The organism is Mycoplasmopsis hyopharyngis (assembly GCF_045276885.1).
Classification (GTDB): Bacteria; Bacillota_I; Bacilli_A; order Mycoplasmatales; family Metamycoplasmataceae; genus Mycoplasmopsis; species Mycoplasmopsis hyopharyngis.
Map to the genome: position 1 here is coordinate 18,401 of NZ_CP174164.1, position 21,957 is coordinate 40,357.

General features: G+C 26.3%; 15 protein-coding genes. 3 read left to right on the top strand and 12 right to left on the bottom strand.

The features are described 5' to 3' along the window. Nucleotides 1-52: 52 nt before the first annotated feature. The 6 genes from metG to tsaB all read right to left on the bottom strand — a co-directional run bounded on the left by metG (nt 53) and on the right by tsaB (nt 6,334). A complete protein-coding gene (gene metG / locus ACJA25_RS00105) occupies nt 53-1,603 on the bottom strand; it encodes a methionine--tRNA ligase (RefSeq protein ID WP_406615525.1) in 1,551 nt (516 codons plus the stop codon). A gap of 1 nt (nt 1,604) precedes the next feature. After that, nucleotides 1,605-2,384 carry a tRNA1(Val) (adenine(37)-N6)-methyltransferase gene (locus ACJA25_RS00110; protein ID WP_406615527.1) on the bottom strand — a complete coding sequence of 260 codons (780 nt, stop codon included), beginning with the start codon at nt 2,382-2,384 and terminating at the stop codon, nt 1,605-1,607. Continuing rightward, nucleotides 2,368-4,524: a ribonuclease R gene (gene rnr, locus ACJA25_RS00115; RefSeq protein WP_406615529.1), complete on the bottom strand. Its 2,157-nt coding sequence runs from the start codon at nt 4,522-4,524 to the stop codon at nt 2,368-2,370. Before rnr ends, ACJA25_RS00110 begins: the two co-directional genes overlap by 17 nt. Before the next feature lie 3 nt (nt 4,525-4,527). Then, entirely contained in the window at nt 4,528-4,773 is a 246-nt protein-coding gene (gene secG, locus ACJA25_RS00120) for a preprotein translocase subunit SecG (RefSeq protein WP_406615531.1), read from the bottom strand. A gap of 65 nt (nt 4,774-4,838) precedes the next feature. Next, nucleotides 4,839-5,789, bottom strand: a complete 951-nt coding sequence (gene tsaD / locus ACJA25_RS00125) for a tRNA (adenosine(37)-N6)-threonylcarbamoyltransferase complex transferase subunit TsaD (RefSeq protein WP_406615533.1) — start codon at nt 5,787-5,789, stop codon at nt 4,839-4,841. Next, nucleotides 5,789-6,334 (bottom strand): tRNA (adenosine(37)-N6)-threonylcarbamoyltransferase complex dimerization subunit type 1 TsaB, encoded by a 546-nt coding sequence (gene tsaB / locus ACJA25_RS00130; protein WP_406615535.1) that lies wholly within the window; start codon nt 6,332-6,334, stop codon nt 5,789-5,791. Before tsaB ends, tsaD begins: the two co-directional genes overlap by 1 nt. A gap of 260 nt (nt 6,335-6,594) precedes the next feature. Here tsaB and ACJA25_RS00135 point away from each other — a divergent pair, with 260 nt between their 5' ends. Continuing rightward, nucleotides 6,595-7,824, top strand: coding sequence for a hypothetical protein (locus ACJA25_RS00135; protein WP_406615537.1), 1,230 nt, complete (start codon nt 6,595-6,597; stop codon nt 7,822-7,824). A 335-nt stretch (nt 7,825-8,159) separates the two neighbouring features. On the opposite strand, the gene fusA is transcribed toward ACJA25_RS00135, so the two are convergent. From fusA to rpsL, 3 genes are read right to left on the bottom strand one after another with little or no spacing between them, the layout of a single operon-like run. Further along, nucleotides 8,160-10,250 carry an elongation factor G gene (gene fusA, locus ACJA25_RS00140; protein ID WP_406615539.1) on the bottom strand — a complete coding sequence of 697 codons (2,091 nt, stop codon included), beginning with the start codon at nt 10,248-10,250 and terminating at the stop codon, nt 8,160-8,162. Nucleotides 10,251-10,262: 12 nt separating this feature from the next. Beyond that, nucleotides 10,263-10,733 carry a 30S ribosomal protein S7 gene (rpsG, locus tag ACJA25_RS00145; protein WP_406615541.1) on the bottom strand — a complete coding sequence of 157 codons (471 nt, stop codon included), beginning with the start codon at nt 10,731-10,733 and terminating at the stop codon, nt 10,263-10,265. A gap of 43 nt (nt 10,734-10,776) precedes the next feature. Then, entirely contained in the window at nt 10,777-11,190 is a 414-nt protein-coding gene (rpsL, locus tag ACJA25_RS00150) for a 30S ribosomal protein S12 (RefSeq protein WP_406615543.1), read from the bottom strand. 217 nt (nt 11,191-11,407) lie between these two features. Between rpsL and ACJA25_RS00155 the strand changes: the two genes are divergently transcribed. Together ACJA25_RS00155 and ACJA25_RS00160 are read left to right on the top strand one after the other, a co-directional pair. Continuing rightward, the gene (locus tag ACJA25_RS00155; protein ID WP_406615545.1) at nt 11,408-15,772 is read left to right on the top strand and encodes a PolC-type DNA polymerase III; all 4,365 of its coding nucleotides are present in this window, start codon (nt 11,408-11,410) and stop codon (nt 15,770-15,772) included. 32 nt (nt 15,773-15,804) lie between these two features. Beyond that, nucleotides 15,805-19,239 (top strand): hypothetical protein, encoded by a 3,435-nt coding sequence (locus ACJA25_RS00160; RefSeq protein WP_406615547.1) that lies wholly within the window; start codon nt 15,805-15,807, stop codon nt 19,237-19,239. A 4-nt stretch (nt 19,240-19,243) separates the two neighbouring features. Here the strand turns inward: ACJA25_RS00160 and ACJA25_RS00165 are convergent, their stop codons facing one another. The 3 genes from ACJA25_RS00165 to ACJA25_RS00175 all read right to left on the bottom strand — a co-directional run bounded on the left by ACJA25_RS00165 (nt 19,244) and on the right by ACJA25_RS00175 (nt 21,895). Next, entirely contained in the window at nt 19,244-20,188 is a 945-nt protein-coding gene (locus ACJA25_RS00165; RefSeq protein WP_406615549.1) for a phosphatidate cytidylyltransferase, read from the bottom strand. Between the two features lie 646 nt (nt 20,189-20,834). Further along, complete coding sequence (locus tag ACJA25_RS00170) at nt 20,835-21,236, bottom strand: hypothetical protein (RefSeq protein WP_406615551.1); 402 nt, start codon at nt 21,234-21,236, stop codon at nt 20,835-20,837. Further along, nucleotides 21,236-21,895 (bottom strand): hypothetical protein, encoded by a 660-nt coding sequence (locus ACJA25_RS00175; protein WP_406615553.1) that lies wholly within the window; start codon nt 21,893-21,895, stop codon nt 21,236-21,238. Before ACJA25_RS00175 ends, ACJA25_RS00170 begins: the two co-directional genes overlap by 1 nt. Between the last annotated feature and the right edge of the window lie 62 nt (nt 21,896-21,957).

Consider the following 21,957-nt stretch of genomic DNA (forward strand, 5'->3'; position numbering starts at 1 on the left):
TATTTTAATCCTACCTATATTAATTAGTTATTTTTTATTAAATGTAAAAAAATTATTTTAATCTATCAAAAAGAATAAATTTTTCTTCTTGGATAAGATTATCAAATTTATTAAATTTATCAATTTGTTCAATGCTAAATTCTTTAACTTTTAAAGCATTAGCAACTTCTTTGATTTTCTTTGGTAAAATCATTTGTAAAAATGTTGACACAGCATAAATACCATTTAGTAATCTAGAAATTACTAAATTAAGCTCTTCTAAATTATTGGTTAGTTTTCAAGGTTGAGTTTTATCAATATAACTATTCAAACTAGAAGCTAAATTTATTGCTACTTGTAAACCTTCTTGTAGTTCAAATTTATCCATATGTTTGATAAAGTCATTTTTAGCTTGTAGAATTAATTGTTCAATTTCATTGTGGATTTGAGTATTTGACTTTTTATAAACAATTCCATTGGGGAATGAATTGAATTTCATTTTTAAAGTTCTAGAAATTAAGTTCCCATAAGTGTTTATTAATTCAGCATTAACTTTTTCTTTCAATTGTGCTTCACTAAAGTTTCCATCTTCACCAAACCTAATTTGTGAGCATAAATAATATTTGACCATTTCAGGATCAAATTTTTCAAGAAGCGAATCTAAATCTACAATGTTGTTAAGTGATTTAGACATCTTTCTTCCTTCTTTATCTCTTAGAAGTCCATGTACTAAAATATTAGTTGGCTGTTTAAGATTTAAAGCATTTAAAAATATCGGTCAATAAATAAAGTGAAATCTAGCAATTTCTTTTCCAAGTAAATGAACAATTTCAGTTCCTTCTTGTCAATACTTTAAGTAGTCTGCTTTTGATTTTTTCAAATCAAATCCCAATGCAGATACATAGTTAAACAAAGCATCTAGTCAAACATATATTGTGTGTTGGGGATCACTTTTTACTTTGATACCTCATTGAACATTTTTTCTTGTAACCGATAAGTCTTCTAAACCTTTTAAAACAAAGTTGTTTTTCATTTCAATAACACTACCAATTGGTCTTAGTCAATTTGGATTATCATCAACTTCTTTTAGTCATCATTTTTCAAAAGCACTCATTTTGAAAAAGTAACTTTCTTCTGAAATTAAGGTTAATTGATGTCCGCTAGTAGGATGGAACAAGTTTCCTTGTTCATCTTTTACTGCTTGAGTTTCAGTTAAATATTCTTCATCATTTATTGAATATCAACCTTGATATTTAGCTTTATAAATGATTCCTTGTTTTAAAAAGTGTTCAAAAATGTTAGCAATTAATTCTTCATGTTGTTTGTCGGTAGTTCTACTAAAATAGTCAAAATTAATGTCTCATTTTTTTCAAAGTTCTTTGTAGTTTTTGATTAGACCATCAACATATTGTTGCGGTTCTAAAATAGCAAGTTTAGCTTTTTGTTCGATTTTTGCTCCGTGCTCATCACTACCTGTTAAGAATTTAACATCATAACCCATCATTTTTTTATATAAAGCAAAAGTTTGTGCCAAGGTAGAACAATATAAATGCCCTAAATGCAAATTACCAGAAGCATAATAAATTGGAGTAGTTATATAAAAAGTTTTCTTTGTGGTTTTCATGTTATTCCTTTATTTTTTTAGGTTTGTATAATTGCTTAATTTCAGGTAAATATTCATGTTTGTTTTTATTGCTAGAATCATATAAATATAAATTAGGTAAAAAGTGAACTCCTCAACCTGTTTGATATCTCGATTCTATTAAAATAAATTTTGGTTTGTCATAAATTCTTGGAAAAACAAATTGAATCCTTTTGGGTTCAAATTTGTATTTCCTTAATAGTTCCATAACATCAATGGTGCGTTCAACAGGAAGCACTAAATTTAGATAACCTTTTTGCTCAATAATTTTAGAACAACCACAAATAAGTTGTTCTAAGTTGAGCATAATTTCATGAGTTGCTATCAATAATTCTTGAGAAACATCTTTTTTAGTATTAGTTTTATCGAACGGAAAATAAGGTGGATTAGAAACAATTACTTGATATTTTTTGTTGTTAGTTTTAATATATTCTTTTCAGTATTCATTAAAATCTTGATTAATAATATTGATTTGTGCTTCTTTGTTGTTTAAGCTAACATTTTCTTTCGCTAGATTAGCAGATTTTTCTTGGATTTCTATAGCATCAATTTTTAATTTTGAATATCGGTCAGATAAAAATATTGATAAAGCACCATTGTTTGTTCCAATTTCTAATAAATGTGTTGTTTTATGATTTAAAGCAACAAAGTTTCCTAACAAAATAGTATCAACTGAATAATTAAACATTGATTTATCTTGTTTAATGTATAAGTTGGAATCAAAACCTAAATTATTTTTAATTATCTTATTTTCTTTTTTCATATTTTTTAGCAATGTTGTTTAAGTATTGTGGGTAAAATTCTTCTAAAACAGCATCAACTTTTCCACTAATTTCATCAGCGTTTACAATGATTACACTTACTTTTTGACCTAAATTGTAGGTTTTAGTAGCACCTATTAATTTAGTAAATTGTTCATTAGCTTTAAATTCATCTTTTTTTCCAATTGTAGAAATGTGAACTAAAGCATCAGTTTTATTATCAAATTCAATAAACATACCGAATTTTAAAATACTTACTATTTGACCAGTGAATTTTTTACCGATTTTATTTTTATAAAACTCAGCAAATTTAAGGTCATTAACATCTCTTTCAACATCTGTTGCACCTTGCTCAGTGTTACTTGAATGTTCAGCAATTGAGGCTAAGATATTTCTGTAGTGTTCAATTTTGTTTTTGTTTTTATGGATAAAAACATCTTTTAAGATTCTATGAACAATTAAATCAGGATATCTTCTAATTGGGCTAGTAAAGTGACAATAGTCAGTTGAAGCCAATCCAAAGTGTCCGATGTTATTAGGTGAGTAAATTGCTTTTTGCATTGTTCTTAAAAAAAGCAATTTAATAAAATCATCATTTCTATTCTTTTTAATTTCTTCAATAATGTTTTGGAATGATTTAGGACTAATATCATTTAAATCAATTTTGACATTGATATTTAAAGCGTTCAAAACAGTTTTAAAGTAATCAATTTTTTCTACATCGGGTTTGTCATGGATTCTAAATAAAACAGGAATGTTTAATTTGTTTAAACCGTGAGCTACTGCTTCGTTAGCAGCAACCATAAAACTTTCGATCAATTTTTCTGATTCACCAGAAGGTTTTACTAAAATGTCTAAAACATTTCCTTTTTCATCTAATTTAACATATGGTTCATCAATTTCAAAATCAATATAACCTTGTTCATATTTTTGTCTTTCTACTAATTTTGCTAATTCTCTAGCATCATTTAGCATTTTTTCTAATTCAGGACTATTGAATTGAAATTCATTTTTTCAAAACTTATTAACATTATTATAAGTTAGTCTGTATTTTGAACAAATAATCGATTCATAAAAATGAGTGTCAATTACTTTTCCTTTTTTATCATAGTTAATAATTACGGATAAAGTAAAACGATCTTCATTAGGGTTTAATGAACAAATTCCATTCGATAATTTAAAAGGTAACATTGGAACCACTTGGTTCAATAAGTAAATTGAAGTTCCTCTATTAAAAGCTTCTAAATCAATCAAACTATTTTCTTGAACATAGTGTGAAACATCAGCGATATGAACACCTAATGTATATGTACCATTGTCGTGTTTAACAACATTAATGGCATCATCGAAATCTTTAGTATCATCACCATCAATTGTTACAATTAGTTGCTCTCTATAATCTTTTCTAGAAGCTGTATTTTCATTGTTTATATTTTCGGGAATGTTTTCAATTTCCTTACTTAAAGTGCTTGGAAAATATTTAGGAATTTTTCTTTCGTCTAAAAGTGTTTGAACATAACACATTGGATCATTGATGTTTGAAATCTTTTCAATAATATCAATAGAAATATAATGGTTAGTAATGTTAAGGATTTTTGCTTTAACTACATCATTAATTCTTGCGCTTGCTGAATTTTTCTTAATAGAAAAAAAGCGATCATCGAACTTTTTATTAATTGGTTTAAAATTTAAAAATTCTTTATTTTGTTCTATAATCCCATATACAAATTCAATATTTCTATTAAGAATATTAGTAATCATTGCAAAAATTTTGCCATTGATATCGGAAAATATTTTTGCTTCGACCTTATCGCCATCTAATGCTTTGTTGAAATAATTTTTTGAAACATAAAAACTTTCTGCTTCACTTTTTAAACCATTTTCTTCCAAAGGATCAATAAAACCAAAAAATCCATTAGAGTTAACTTTAAAGGTTCCAACAACATTTTTTATAAAAGTAATTTTTTCAAATTCTAATGTTTTTGGATTTTTGATTAGTTGGAATTCATCAATCAATGAAAAAATTAAACTAGTCAATAGTTTATTTTCTTTATGTGATATTTTTAATTTTTTAGCAATGTCAATAAAACTTAATTTTTTCTCTTTTTCAAACAGTTTTAAAACTGCGTCTTTATTAACCATAATTTATTGTTTTATTAAAAAGATTCTAATTACTACTGCGAGAATTATTAAAATAATTCCTAAAGTAAACATAGTGTATTTAAGAATTTTTTTAATACCCCTTTCTTTTGAATATTTGAATAATTCCAAATCTCCTGAACCAACAAGTGCTCCAGAAAAACCATTAGAATCTGGTGACATAATTAAAGAAACAACCATAATGATGATTGAAATTACTATCATAAAAGACATAATGATTGTTGCGGCCATAGTTAACCTTTCAATAAATATTCTATATTATATTATTAATAATATTAAAAGTAAGGAATCCCAAACTATTTTTTGTTTTTATATCTTAATTGCTCATATGCACAAGAAGCAATCATTGCTCCATTATCAGTTGCATATTTTAAATTAGGAACAACTGCTTGTTTAGAGATTTTTAAAAATCTTTTTCTTAGTTCAGTATTAGCAGAAACCCCGCCACAAAGCACAAGAGTTTTAGGGTTAAATTCTTTATAAGCTTTTTTAGTTTTTTGAATTAAATAGTCAATTGCACATTCTTGAAAACTAATAGCTACTTGGTGTTTGTCTATGGTTTTATTTTTTTGTTCATTGTTATGTACATAATTAATAACTTGTGATTTTAGACCGCTAAAACTAAAATCATATTTTCCTTCAGTATGAGGGGTAGTAAATTTAATTAAATTATCTTTGTATGAAGCAGATTTGTTTTGATAAATTTGGTCAATTATTGGTCCACCAGGAAAACCTAAACCAATTCTCGAACTCACTTTATCAAACGCTTCACCAACTGCGTCATCTAAAGTTTGACCAATAATTTGAATATCAAAAGGATTATTGATTAACATCAATTGTGTGTGCCCACCAGAAACCAATAATGAAAGCGCAGGATATTCAATTTGATTATCAATAAAAGTTGAAAAAAAATGTCCGTGTAAATGATTAATTGGAATTAAAGGTTTTTTTAAAGTTAAAGAAAGAGCACTAGCAAATAAAAAACCAATTTGCAGGGTTCCAATTAAACCAGGTTCATTAGTGTAAGCGATGTAATCAATAGTTTTTAAATCGTTTTTTTCTTGAATTAATTTTTGAATAATTGAAATGTTTTTAACATGTTCTCTTGATGAAATTTCAGGAATTGTCCCTCCAAATTGCTTAAAAATATCAATTTGTGAAATAGTGAACATTTCAACTACTTTACCATCTTCATAAATCGCTAAAGAAGTATCATCATGACTAGTTTCAATACCTAAAATTTTCATTATTTCACCTTTCCAATTTGTGGCTCTTTAAGATATAAAGGTTCGATAGATAATAAATCTTTATGTGATTTAAAAAGATGTAAATAGCTTTCGAAATTCTTTGTTAATTCTTCAAAATCAATCTTATCTTTTTTAATTCCTTCTTTAATTTGAATTTGCAAAGGTTCAAAATTTTCGCTATTTTGCCATTGAAAAATTTTTCCACCAGCAGCTTCGATTTCAAACATTTTTTGATTAGGTTTTTGGAATTTTAAGATTTCAAAAGTTGAACAAGTATGAATATTAGCGTTTGTTAATAGAACAATAGTTCTAACAAAAACTAATGAGATTCTAACACCAGTAAAAAAACCTGGACCAATGTTTATATAGAAATCTTTTATGTCTGACAATTCAAAATTATTTTGTTTCAAAGCTTCTTCAACAAATTGAGGAATTAAGTTTACTTTTTTTGAATAATTAGGCAAATGTTTAACATACAAAGGCCGATTTTTATTTCAAATTAATAGGAAAAAATCTTCATTAGCAGTATCTAAAAATAATTTCATTTTTGTGCACCTTTTTATTAAATAAATTAATAAAAATAATAACTTATTTTTTTATTTTTAACTAAAAAATAAATTAGAAATTTTAAACAAAAATTTACTTTTTGCTCTATTTTATAGGACAATTTGACAAATAAAAAAAACTCCCAATTTATAAATTTTAAAATGTGTAAAATTTTCCACATTAACTTTCTCATAATTTTTTGATTAAAACAAAAATATAATTTATTATGAAAAATAAGGAAGGAAAAGAGTAAGTCTATATGAAATTAAATAAAAAGCTAATTTTTGGATTAGCTATGCCACTAGCGATTGCTTCTGCGTTCGCTGTGTCAGCACAAGGATGTAAACCAAAAGATAACCCAACCCCAACACCAAATCCTACACCAACCCCAGGACCTAGTGATACACAAGTTAAAGCTTTAAACGAAAAATTGGCAACTATATCAGCAACAATAAAAGAACCATCAACAATGTATGCAGCAAGTGTGGAAGCTGAAGACATTGAATTTTCATTAGAAGATGATAAATACGAAGTTCAAGTTGTTGCTTTAACTCCAAGCAACACTGTTCTTGTGGTTCAATTTAAATTGAAAGAAAAAGCAAGCGGAAAAGTAAGTTCAGATGTTAAAAGTCAAACCATTCAAGGCTTTAAAGAAGTGGTTGAAGGTGATATTGAAGCAGTTTTAGCATCAATTAAATGTACTAAAGAAGACAAACAACATGTTTATGCGAACACTTTAACAAAAGCAGAAGATTTCACTTTTGAAAATTTAGATGAAGAAAGATACACAATCGAAGACTTTGCTGTTAAATTAATTGATGAAACAACAGTTGAAGTTAAATTCGCTATAAAAGATGCTACTTCTAATAAAAAATCTTCATTAAAAACACAAAGAATTACTGGATTTAAGAAGAAAGAAAATGCAACAAATGATTCTATAAATGAACTTGTGGATAAAGTACAAGTTACTATCAAAAATAAAGAAAATATTACACCAAACCAAGTTAATGAAGAAGCTTTAGAATTTTCAGGTTTTAATGATCAAGAGTATGCAATTGATGAAGACACATTACAAATTACACCAAAAGAAACAAGTGTAATAATCACATTCACAATTTCAACTATTGAAGAACCAAAAGTAACAAGTAAAGAAAAAACAGTTGAAATAAAAGGATTGAAAAAATCAACAGGTGAAGAGTTACAACCTCTTAAAGACGCTGCTAAAAAAGTTGTGATATATTGAGATGGAGATCCTGAAGCTCATAAAAGCATCACAATAGAAGAAATGCAAGAAAAAATTAACAAACATGAAGGTGATTTTGATTATCAATTTACAGATCAAAGTTTAACTGAACTTTATGTAATAAATCCAATATCTGTTCAAAAAGTTAATAATACAACTGTAAAAATTATCTATGAAATTGCTAATGAAGAAGAAACATTAAAATATCAAGCAGAATACATAATATCAGGTTGAAAAGCATCTTAATTATTAAACATTAATTTTATTAAAAAGTAAAACCTCAAGTGTGATGAGGTTTTTTACTCTCTCCTTTTTATATAACTAGGGTTAGTAAAAAAGACGGAATAATATCAAGTTTTGTGCTTGATGTTATTTCTTTTATTCGTTTTAAATATTAAAGTTCAAGTTTCCAAGTTGAAAATTTTAAAATTCCATATCAGTCTATAAATTAGGTTAATATGGAATTTTTAATTCTTAAATTACTATCCTAAATTGGATTTCTTTTTTATAAGATTAAACTAGCTCTTAATATCTTATAGGTGTAAAAAAACATCAAGTTTTTCGCTTGATGTTTAGTTTAATTAGTCATCATTTTTGTTTTGGATATTTCTTTTCTTGATTATTTCATCAGAAATTGATTTTGGACATTTTTCATAATGATCAAATTTCATTTGGTATGTACCACGACCAGCAGTCATACTTCTTAAATCAGTTGCATAACCAAACATTTGAGCAAGAGGAACTAATGATTTAATAACATGAGCTCCATCATTTCTTGTTTCGTTATCTGTAATTTGACCACGACGACGGTTTAAATCACCCATAACATCACCAAAATAATCTTCAGGAATAACAACAGAAACTTCCATAATAGGTTCTAATAACACTGTACCTAAATCATCTTTTGCTTTGGTTAAAGCTTTAGAAGCAGCAATTTTATATGCTAATTCAGATGAGTCGACTTCATGGTATGAACCATCGAATAAAGTTGCTTTAATATCAATCATTGGGTATCCAGCCAAAATACCAGCAGCCATTTTTTCTTCAAGACCTTTTTGAATTGGTTTAATGTATTCTTTTGGAATTTTACCACCAACGATTTTATCAACGAATTCAAATCCTTTGTCATGGTTAGGTTCGAATTTAATTCAAACATGACCATATTGTCCTTTACCACCAGATTGTTTAATGTGTTTACCTTCAACTTCAGCACTCTTAGTAATAGTTTCACGGTATGAAACTTGAGGTGCACCAACTTTAGCTTTAACGTTGAATTCACGTTTTAGACGATCAACGATAATATCAAGGTGTAATTCACCCATACCAGCGATGATGGTTTGACCAGTTTCTTCATCTGTTCAAGTTCTGAAAGTAGGATCTTCAGCAGCAAGTTTTTGTAAACCAATACTTAATTTTTCAACAGCATCTTTTGATTCTGGTTCTAATGCTTGTGAAATAACTGGTTCTGGGAATACCATTTTTTCTAAAACTACTTTTTTACTTTTTTCAGCAATTAAAGTATCTCCGGTAGTAGTTGATTTTAAACCAACAGCAGCTGCGATATCTCCAGCAAAACATTCATCAATTTCATTTCTTGAATTAGCATGCATTTGGATTAAACGACCAATACGTTCTTTTACATCTTTGGTTGAGTTGTACACATAACTACCTTTTTGTAAAGTACCTGCATAAACACGGAAGAAGGTTAATGAACCAACAAATGGGTCAGTCATAACTTTAAATGCTAAAGCAGCAAAATCATGATCATCTGTTGAAGGAACTTCAACAATCTCATCATTTAAATGTCCTTTAATAGCAGAAACATCAACTGGTGAAGGTAAGTAATCAACAACAGCATCAAGCATTTTCTTAACACCTTTGTTTTTGAAAGATGTACCACAAACAGCTGGGAAAAATGCAGCGGTTAAAGTTGCTTTACGAATCGCAGCTTTAAATTCTTCAATTGTTACGTCTTTACCTTCTAAAACTTTCATCATAACTTCATCATCAAAAGTAGCAACTGCTTCTAATAATTCTTGTCTTTTGATTTTAGCTTCATCAAGTAAGTGTGAAGGAATAGCAATTTCTTTTGCGTTTTCTTCTGGTTTTCCATCATATTCAAAAGCTTTCATTTCTACTAAGTCAACAAGACCTGTAAAATGTGCTTCAGCACCGATAGGAATTTGGATAGGAACAGCATTTGCGTTTAAACGTGTATGACATGATTTAACAGCAGCGTAAAAGTCAGCTCCTGCCTTATCCATTTTATTAACATAAACTATACGAGGAACTTTATAGTTTGTTGCTTGTCTTCAAACAGTTTCTGTTTGAGGTTCAACACCTGATTGAGCATCTAAAACAGCAACTGCTCCATCAAGTACCCGTAATGAACGTTCAACCTCAACAGTAAAGTCAACGTGTCCTGGGGTGTCAATTATATTAATTCTTTTTCCATTTCAAAATGCTGTAGTAGCAGCAGAAGTAATGGTAATACCACGTTCTTGTTCTTGTTCCATTCAGTCCATTTGGCTAGCACCATCATGGGTTTCACCTAATTTGTGAATTTTTCCTGTATGTAACAAAATACGTTCAGTGGTTGTAGTTTTTCCTGCATCAATGTGAGCCATAATACCGATATTACGGTAATCTTTTAATAAAAATTCTCTACTCATAAAAAATTCTTATTATCAACGGAAGTGAGCAAAAGCACGGTTTGCTTCTGCCATCTTATGTGTATCTTCACGTTTTTTAATAGCTCCACCGGTTTTATTTGATGCATCAATAATTTCGTTTGCTAAACGAATTTCCATTGTTTTTTCGTTTCTTAAACGAGCATATTGAACTAATCATCTTAATGATAATGATTGTTGTCTACGTTTTGAAACTTCTGTAGGAACTTGATAGTTGGTTCCACCAATTCTTCTAGTTCTTACTTCTAATTGAGGGGTTACATTTTCTATTGCTTGCATAAACACATCAATAGCTTTTTTGTTTGTTTTTTCTTCAATTATTTTAAAAGCACTATATAAGATATCTTGTGCGATAGATTTTTTTCCGTCTAACATAATTGTATTAATTAATTTGGTAATAAGTGTTGATGAGAAAATTGGATCTGATAATACTTCTCTTATAGGTGCGCTCTTTTTTCTTGACATAATATCTCCTTATATTTTGTGATTAGATTAAACAAATATATTTTTAATTTTTAGGTCTTTTAGCACCGTATAAACTACGACCTTGCATTCTTTTTGCAACACCAGCAGTATCTTGTGTTCCACGAACAATGTGATATCTCATACCAGGTAGGTCTTTAACACGACCCCCTCTAATTAATACAACTGAGTGTTCTTGAAGGTTGTGACCTTCTCCACCAATGTAAGCGTTAACTTCCATTCCATTAGACAATTTCACACGAGCATATTTACGTAATGCTGAGTTAGGTTTTTTAGGGGTTAAAGTACCAACACGAGTACATACACCACGTTTAAATGGCGATGCCATAGGACGAGGTTCTTTAAGTAAAGTGTTATATGAGAAACTTAATGCAGGTGCATTTTGCTTCTTAATTTTATCTTTACGACCTTTAGTAATCAATTGATTAGTTGTAGGCATATCGATATTCCTTTCTTTTGTTATATTATGATGACTATATATTAATAAAATAAATAGTGTTTCAATTATATAACAACATTACCGTGTGTATTAAAATTTTTTACTCTTCGTTTTTTGGTCTTGATAACATTTTAAACATTATTTTTGGTTTTCCTATAAATAGAAAAAAATCTTTTTTATTAAACTTAATTTTTTAACTTTGTATAATGAAAATATTATGGATCGTAAGAAAATTTTTGAAAAGTTTTGTAAGCAAATAGACTTTAAATTTCATCATCCTGTGCTAGATACAGAAATGTTCCAAATTGGAGAAGGCAGTGACAAAAGCCTAAATTTTGTAATTGAATTTAAGCAAATTCCTAATGCTTTAGATTTTTTTACTTTGTTAAAAAAAATAAAAGCTGTTTCAGAATTAAAGCTAAATATTAAATATCATTTTAACGTATTAGCCTATAAAATAGAGCAAATCAGAGAATACTTAAATGTTATTTTAAGCTTTAAAACCAAATATAGCAAACTTAAAAAAATTAATTTTCAAGAGCAAATTTCATTAATAAATGAAAATGAATTGTGTTTTCATTTTACCAACGATGCTGAAAAAGAAAATTATTTAGAACTATTATCCGCATTAGAAAAAACTTTTATCAAATATGGTTTTGTAAATATCAAGATTTCTCATAGAAATGATTACCATAATTTTGTTTCTAAAGTAGAAGTTGAAAAAGAAGTAAAAGAAAAACCAAATAAAGAAATTTTAAAAGACGCTGAAAAACATTTTAAAAATTTGATCCAAAATGAATTAGAAGAAAAAGAGACTATTTCAAATAATAATGGTTTTAAAAAAACAGACTACGGACTCAAAAATAATACATTTACAGAAGTTAAAATTGAAGAAATTGAAACTATGAGAGAAAATCAGGCTGTATGTATTTCTGGTGTTGTTTTCAAAAAAGAAATTAAGTCAGTTAAAAATGCAGAATGATACGTTAGAACATTAGGAATTTCAGATCATAATGTTGCGATTTTTGCTCAAGAATTTTCTAACAAGAAGTTTGATAAAAACGATATAGAAGAAGGCAATTTTGTTAAGGTTTTTGGTAGAGTTGCTTCTCAAAAATATGGTGAAAAAATAATTAAGGTTTCCAAATTAGAAAAAATTGAAGATATTTTTGCTTCAGACATAGATTTAGCACCAAAGCCAAGATATGAATTTCATGTTTCATCAAAAATGAATACAATGGATGGTCTAATCGAAGCTAGTGAATTTATTGATTGTGCTAAAAATAAAAAAATAGCTGGTGGAGCAATACTTGATTTAAACACTGTTCAAGCTTTCCCTGATTTTTATAATTATTCGAAAAATAAACCTGATTTTAAACCAATTTTTGGTGCTACTTTTTCAACAATTAGTAAAAACAACAGAGCAGTTTATGGAAAGCTAAATGATTTGAAGTTTTCAGAAATTGAATTTGTTTCATTCGACTTAGAAACCACAAGCTTGTCACCTAGATTTGGCGACATTATCGAATTTGGTTCTCAAAATATTTTGAATTCTAAATTAAAAGAAAGTGAACAATTTTTCTTAAAAACTAGTAATCCTTTAAGTTCATTCACAAAAGGTTTGACTAATATTACTGATGAAATGTTGGAACAAAAAGGATTAGAACAAAAAGAAGGTTTGAAGAAAATCTATGATATTCTAAATAACAAAGTTGCCATTGCTCACAACGCAAGTTTTGATATGAATTGATTAATTGAAAAATATCATCAATATGGAATGAAAGCACCAAATACTATTTATATAGATTCTTTGATTGTATCTAGAATTGTTTTTGAAGACGCTAAAAGATATCGTTTACAAAATTTAGCAAATAAATTAGGTATCGAATACAATGTTAATGAAGCCCATAGAGCTGATTATGACGCTTTAGTTTTAGCAAAAGTTTGAATCGCATTGCAAAATAAAATTATTTTAAACCACAATATTAATAATCTAAAAGAATTAAATAGTTATACAAGCAAAAGTTTATATGAAAGAGCTTTTTCTGATGAATATACAATTATTGCTAAAAATCAACAAGGATTAAAAAAGTTATTTAAATTGATTTCAAAATCACTAACTGAAGATTTTTATAATGGTGCAAAGTTATTTGTTGAAGATTTACCAGTTAATGATCCTGACCTTTTAATTGGTTCATCAACATTAAAAGGGGCATTGTGAGATGCGTTTCTATATAGATCTGAAAAAGAATTTTTAAACGTTTTACAAAAAGTTGACTTTGTAGAGATTCCTCATCCAGGTGTATTTAAACATATTTTAGATTCTGATATAACTGTTGCGAAAGTTCAACAAGGTATTAAAGATTTAATTAAATATGCTAATGAATATAACAAGATTCCTATTGCTGTATCAGATGCTAAATATCTTGAAAAAAGAGAAGAATTAATTTACAAAATTTTAATATATTCAAAAGGTATTAAAAATAGTAGACACCATTTATATAACTATGAAAAAGCTAAGTCTAATTCTATTGTTTTGCCAGAAGCTTATTTACTTAGCACAAGTGAAATGAAAAAAGCGTTTTCATTTATTGGAGATGAAAAAATTATAGACGACATAGTTGTCGAAAACACCTATAAAATAGCGCAAAAAATCGAAAATATTCAAGTAATTAAAGACAAATTATATACTCCAAAATTACAAGATTCAAAAGAAAAATTATATGCATTAGTATATAAAAATGCACATGAAAAATACGGAGAAAAACTACCAAAAATAGTTGAAGAAAGAATTGAAAAAGAGATCCAACCTATTATGAAATATGGTTATGATGTGATTTATTGAATAAGTCATGGACTAGTTCAAAAATCACTTGACAATGGATACTTGGTAGGGTCAAGAGGATCGGTAGGTTCTTCGTTTGTTGCAACTATGAGTGGAATTACAGAGGTTAACCCATTAGTTCCTCATTATCTATGTTCAAAATGTAAGTACTTTGAAATAGCAAATTTGCCTGACGTTACTTCTGGGTTTGATTTACCAAATAAAAAATGTCCTAAATGTGATATTGAATTATTAAAAGATGGACAAACTATTCCTTTTGAAACCTTTTTAGGTTTTAACGCTGACAAGGTTCCTGATATAGATTTAAACTTCTCAGGTGAATATCAAGGTGAAATTCACAACGAAATTAGAAGACTTTTTGGTAAAAGTCATACTTTTAGAGCCGGGACAATTTCAAAAATAAAAGAAAAAACTGCTTTTGGATACATTAAGTCATATTGTGAAGAAACTAATGATTCATTTTCAAATGCTTATATTTCATATTTAGCTTATAGATTAAATGGTGTCAAAAGAACAACCGGTAAGCATGCTGGAGGAATTATTGTTATTCCAGCAGAATTTGAAGTTGAAGATTTTACTCCAATTAACTATGCTGCTAATGCAACCGATGAGGATTGATTTACAACTCACTTTAATTTTGAAGCTATACATGATAATGTTTTAAAATTTGATATTCTTGGGCACGATGATCCAACCGCATTAAGAATGCTTCAAAAAATAACTAAAATTGATCCTAAAAAAATTCCTAACCAAGATGAAAAAGTTATTAGTATTTTTTCATCTACTAAAGATTTAAATATAAAACCTTCAGACATTAGTGGTGAGACAACAGGTGCTTTAGGACTACCTGAATTCGGTACTAACTTTGTTAGAAATATGTTAAAGTCTGCTACTGTTAAAAGTTTTGCTGACTTAATTTCACTTTCTGGTTTAAGTCATGGTACAGATGTTTGAAATAATAATGCTGAGGAATTAATTAGAAAGAAAAATTTCGCTATCAAAGATGTTATTTCTTGTCGGGATGAAATTATGAACTCCCTAATTAAATATGGTGTTGATGCTTCTTACTCATTTAAAATAATGGAAAAAGTTAGAAAAGGAAAAGGTCTAACCGCAGAAGAAGAAACATACTTAAAAGAACATAATGTTCCAAATTGATATATAGACAGTATGCAAAAAATTGAATATATGTTCCCTAAAGCACATGCCACTGCTTATGTTTTGATGGCTTGAAGAATTGCTTGATTTAAAGTTTATTATCCATTAGAATACTATGCAACCTACTTTTCAACAAGATCGGATGATTTTGATATTCAAAATATGATTGACATCAAAGGTGGAACAAAAGTAACTAATAGACTTGCAGAATTAAATAGCAAGAAAAAAAGTTTAAAAGGTTTAGACACCAAAGAAGAAGGTTATTTAGGATTATTAGAAATCACACAGGAAATGTATGCTCGTGGTTTTAGTATTCAAAATATTAATTTAGAATTATCAAAAGCAAAAGAATGAGTTATTGATAAAAAAGATAAATCATTAATTCCACCTTTTTCTTCTATACCAGGTTTAGGCGAAAGTGCTGCTGAAAACATTATTAAAGCAAGAAAAGAAAAACAATTTATTTCAATTGAAGACTTTTCTGCAAGAACTTCTACAACTTCAACAGTTGTAAAACTAATGAAAGAAATGAACATTTTCAAAGGGCTTGATGATACTGACCAATTAAAATTATTTTAATATAATTAAGTAGTTGTTCAAATAGAGGAATGATGTTTAAATTTAAAAAAAGATTATTGTTACTATTAGGAGCTTCGGCATTGTCAATAATGCCATCTTTTTTACATTATTTACAAACCAACGATTCCAATCATTTGAAAGGAACCTATTTTGAAAAAAATCACAAGGTTCAATATTTAGAAAACACATCTTTAGCTAAATTTTATGAAGATATTGATCAAAGACTAAAACCATTTTCATTTGAAAATGAAAAAGATTTAGAACTAATGAACAATTCTGAGTTTTATAGAAAATTTTCTAATGAGCGAATTTTTAATTTGATTAAGCAAAATCGAAAAAATAGCTTAAAACAAAAAAATAATTTAATTTTTATTAAAACAATTCAAAAAAGACAAGAAGCTTTAATTTTAAAATTACAAAAATGTTTGGAAAAAAACATCGATATTCCTACTAAAAATTCTTTAACATCTTTTTATAAAAGCATTCTTAATTTGAATTTTAATCAAGGTTTTGATTTTGTTAAAAATGCTAACTTAATTTTACAAATAATTAATTTTGATCTTAATGCGCTTGAGTATATTGAAAATGACATTGCATATTTAAATTTAATTGATAATTTATATGCTAGCACGATTGATCAAATAACAAATTCTAGTGCTTTGACCGAAATAAAAAATCGATTTGCTGAATTAAAAGATTTGTATAAAAACGAAAAACAAATAGATTTTGTTAAGTTATCAAGATTTAAAGAATATATTAATGAACAAATAGTTCTAACTAACGAATCTATTGACCAAAAAATTATTGATCCAAATACAACTGAAATTTTTAATGACTTGTTTAGAATAGCATTGGAAATAGAAAACTTAAAAACAAAAGATTCTTTCTTTCCGATTGTTGAATGAAAAGGTTGAAGTTATCGAATCAAAACATGAATAAAAAATAAAGAGCTAACTAGAAAAAAAGATTTAGCATTATTTTTTTATTACTTATTAAAAGATGAGTACAGACAAATCACAATAAACAATGAACTAACTTTTTTGTTCAGAATTGTGTATGCAAAAAATGTTAAAAAAATTCAAGGTATAACAAATAATTTTGAAAATTTCTTGATAGCTACTGATTCAAATTTAGAAATGAATAATTTTAATAATTTTCAAAAAAAGATCAATAGTTTATATTTTAACAACGCACTTTTCAAGAAAAGAGAATATGAATCTATTGAATGAGAATTATATAAAAATGATAAAAAAACATACTTTGAAAAACATTATTTAAAAGATGACATTATTAAAGTTAGTCATTACTATGATGATTTTTTAACAAAGAAAAACGATGATTTTATTAGTTTAAATATGAAACGAAAATATTACATCGAAAGAAAATTTATCGATGATATTTCTAAAAACAATCATACTCAATTAAAAGTTTTATTGGCTAAATACTTACAAAAATATATTTTTTTAGACAGAGAAATTAAAGTGAAAAAAGTCCAAGAAGACTTTGAATTTTCAGATGAAGAAATTGTTATGGTAAATAAGATTTATGAAGAAATTCTAGGTCAAAATTTTAACATTGAATTGCTTACAAAATATGCGCTTAAATTGATTGAAAAAATCCATAATAAGATTTTTGATTTTTACCAAAAGCACTATAAACAAAGTGAAAAAATAAATTATATGGTTACAAAAACATTATTAAATTTTAAGAACAAACAAGATTTTATTCTTAAACAATTACCTGATAAAGCATTTGTTTTTAACTTTGATTATAGTTCTATTGAATCTTTTAATAACCAAATTTTAAGTATGAATTTTGATGACAAAAAACTAAGATTTGTTAGCTCGATAGATACTTTAAAATTGTATGTTTTTGGTACAAATGCTAATTCAATGAATTTCAATTCTAATCTTGATGGATTATTTAAATTTTGAGATACGTTTTTAAAAATTAAAAATGATTTTAAATTTTCATTATCTGAAATTCTAAAAATTAATTGATCTTATGCTTTAAAATCTATCAAGGAACATTACACACAAATTATGAGCGAAATTCTTGATATTGTAGAATTTGCTGAACAAAATGAAGATTCCCAAATCTTAAAATATGTATTAGATAATTTTGCATATCGAAATCCAAATGAATGAAAAATTGTAGATATTAAAGAATTAGAAAAGCTATATCTTAAAAAAATGAATTCTGTAAAAACAGATGGCACAACTCAAAAATGATTAGAAAATTATTTTAAAAATGAAAAATTGGTATTTAAAAAATATTTGCCAAATGCTTTTTCTTTTTATAAAAATAAGTTTGATACTTTAATTGAATGAAACAAAAAAACCATTGATAAAATAGAAAATCAAACTAATGACATTATTGAAAACAAAAATATTCAAAAAGAATTTCTTGCTATAAAAAAAGACATTTTAAACATTATTAAGAAACAATCTTTATTTATTAAATTAAACTCTAACACTGAATTATTAGATGAAATATTAAATTTAATCAACAAAGTTTCAGATTCTACTATTAAGCAAAAATTAATTGATAAACACACAAAACTAAAAAATGATTTAGAAAATGTAAACGAAAATACATATAAAGACGTTTTGTTTGGTCTGCTAGATTTTAAATATGAAGTAATTTTGGAATTGGCTAATCAAGAAAAAGAAACAAGAGACATTTGATTACCAAATGAACAAAATGTTCTTTCGCCAGCTTTTCAAATTAAAAATCTATACGCTTCGAATAAAGAAATTAATTTACTCTCGAAAGTAGTTTTAAAAAATGAAATTAGTATTTTGTACCAAGCAAAATTAGAAGGTTTTACATTTTATAAAACAACAAGTTTTAATAAGTTTCAACCATTGCCTGGTGGCCCAAAAAATGCTAAATTGATTTTGTTTGATATCAAAAACTTTTTCAATCAAAAAATATATTTATTAGATGATGAAGTTATGAATTCTAACTCTATTGATGAGTTATTTGTTTTAGAGCACTTGTTTAAAGATTACAAAACAAAAGAAGATATCAAAAGTATTTTTGTTTCTAAATTTAATAAACAAATTTTCTTTGACAGAATTCAATTAGATTTTGAATTAACTTTAGGTGATGAAAAAATAAAAGTTAATAATGTAATTGTTCATAATACATACAATTATTATTTGTCTCAAGTTGCTTTAAATGAAGAAGCAAATAAAAGCTTAAAAAATATTTTTGTTGAAAATAGCATTTTTAATCAAGAAGATCAATTTATTAAAGACAATTTAGCAAAAAATATATGAATAAATAATCCAAAATTAAAATTGTTTATTGATGAATCAACCATTGTGGTTGACAAAGCTAATAAGAAAATCACAATGAAGATTTTTATTTTTGAATATGATTCAGATTGTTTAACCTTGCAAGATTACAAAAATAAAAACAAAGTTTACTTTGAAAAAGCAAACTTTGAATATACTTGATAATTTTTTAAAGTGCATAGACACATAAAAAAGTTAATAAGAAGAAAACGAAGGTATGAGAATCTAATCTATCTAAAATTCCACCATGTCCTTTAAGAATTTGAGAATAATCTTTTATGTAGTTTATTCTTTTTAATAATGAAAAGTATAAATCACCAAGAATTGAAACAACAGGAATAAATATAGTTGCTATCAAAATGTACACTACATTTTTATTAAATAATGGCATTGTAAATGAGAAAATTAAAATAAATATTGCAGTTAAAGTAAAACCACCAAAAACACCTTCTCATGATTTTTTAGGAGAGATTTTAGGAGCAAAACCAACTTTAATAATTTTTCTACCCATTGTCATACCGAAAACATAAGCCATAATATCGCAAATAGCAGAAGCAAAGATTGCCAATATTCAGTAATTATATGAAAAGAAAACAAAATAAAGAAAAGCTTTGATAGCGATTGAAAGTAAATAAAGAGTAATTAATATAAATAGAAATCTTAATAATTTATCAGCTTTTGTATTGTAATAATTATTTTTCATTTCATAAAAAAGAAAGAATAAAGCAAAACCTAATACAAAAATAACTGATTGGTAGTCTAGTATCATTTGTCTTAAATAAGTTTTTAACAAATAATTTGGCGAGGCTAAATTTACATTAGATACAATTTTTCTGAGTGTGATGAAATCTAAAAATTCTTCAAAAGGTGCAAACATTGTTGTTGCAAATAAAATACCCAAAATTATTGAAATATATTTTTTTATACCAAAGGCTGAAAATAGTTCATAAACAGCACAAAACAAAAGAAATGAGCTTATTATAAAAAATATAATCCTAAAAGTCAAACCGATATTATTATTTTTTTGACCAAAAATTGAGGTGGGAATTATAAGCCCAACAAAAAAGAAAGTAAAAAGTAGTCCAGGAAGAATTCTTTCTTTAAATAATTTCATAATTTAAAATTATAAATTAAAGAAATGTACTTTTAAATTATTCTTCATACAAAATTATTTAATCAATGTGAATAAAAAAACAAAAAAGAGCAAACAATTGTTTACTCCCAATGCTTATATTTATACATAATTAAGAAGGAGTAGAAGCTCATTATGTTAGATATAGCATTAGACCATCTAACTTAATTCTAAGTTATTGATGACCCTTGTATCCTATTAATGAAATTATACATTATTAAATTTCTTTATTTTATTAAGTTTCTCAAACAAAATGTCGCTCTTACATTGTGAAACAAGATGTAACTAATCATTTAGAACATAAAAAAAGAGCAAATGCTTTGCTCTTCTTACTAATTATTTAATAATTAGATTTATTATTCTGTTTAGTTATGTGTGAAAAAGGAACTTATTTAAATTAAAATGGAGGTTTAAACATAAAAAAAGTTATTACAAACTTAAAAAACAATAACTAAAAGAATTGGAGAAACTAAAATAAAATGTTTAAAGAAAATAAAAAATAATAAAATTTTTTACAAAATATCGAATAAAAAAATTTGAAAATCTATAATATGGTGATTATCTTTTTTCTTAAAATAACCACCATATTAATGTTTGCACATTTTTTAGTAAAAAAAACAAAAATTTTTTAATTATTTTTTATTAACTCTTTATTCAACGATAATAAAGATTCAAAATTAAGAACATTTTCTTCTATATCAGTAAGACTAATATTGTTCAAATTAGGCACTTTTACATTTTTAACCTTTAATAAATTATCTCAACATTTTATATCTTTGTTATTTACCACAAAAACTTTGCTTAAATCTAAAATACTATCATTTTTTAAAAAAGGATAATCATTTTGTCGCAACACTAAGAAATTAGAAATTTTTGATAAAAGTACTGTTTTAAATGTTTGTATTTTAAACCAATACAATTTTTTATTATTTATGTCATTTTTAAAAAGTAAATATAAATGCGATATTTTAGCTAAACTAGATGAAAAACCAGGGTAAGGAATACACATTGCATAAATAGAATATTCCATTAGTCTATAATTAAATCCCCTTCTTCATCTATACCTAATACATATATTGGATTGATTAAGTCATCACAAGTAGCTAATTTTTCAATTTTTTCCCAAATTTTACCATTTAGCTTTATATCTTTTTGAAAAATGAAAAATTTATTTTGCACATTTTTGATAATTAAATCTTCGTTGTATTCCAACGCAGAATTTTTAATAAGTTTTAAAATTTCTATATCATGATCAGTGATATCTTTTTTAAGAATAGCAATTTGTTCCTTGTCTTCTTTAAACGTATTTTTTCATGCATCTAAATGATGTGTTACATTAGATATTTCTGTAGGAGTACAAGTTTTTACTATAAATAAAGCTTTTCTTAAATTAGATTCATCAATATTTATTGCCTCATTATCTTTGAAGTTTTTGTTTATTAAATGTTTTTTAAAATTATCATTTTCATTATTGTATGTGAAATCACCAAAAACATCACTAAAAACAGGACCGTTTTTGTACGCTTTTAAATAGCCTAAGTTAAAGTCTTTTTTATCTATTAATTGGAACATTTCATACAAAAATAAACATTTATGTAGTTTTGTCACTTGTTCTAAAATTTCAGGCGATCATTCATAAAGATATTTAATAATCTTTAATCTTCTATCTTTTGTGTTACATTTTTGCATAATAATTCACCCCTCATATTTATTATACTTATTTTTCGATATATCTTTTATCACTGCTCATT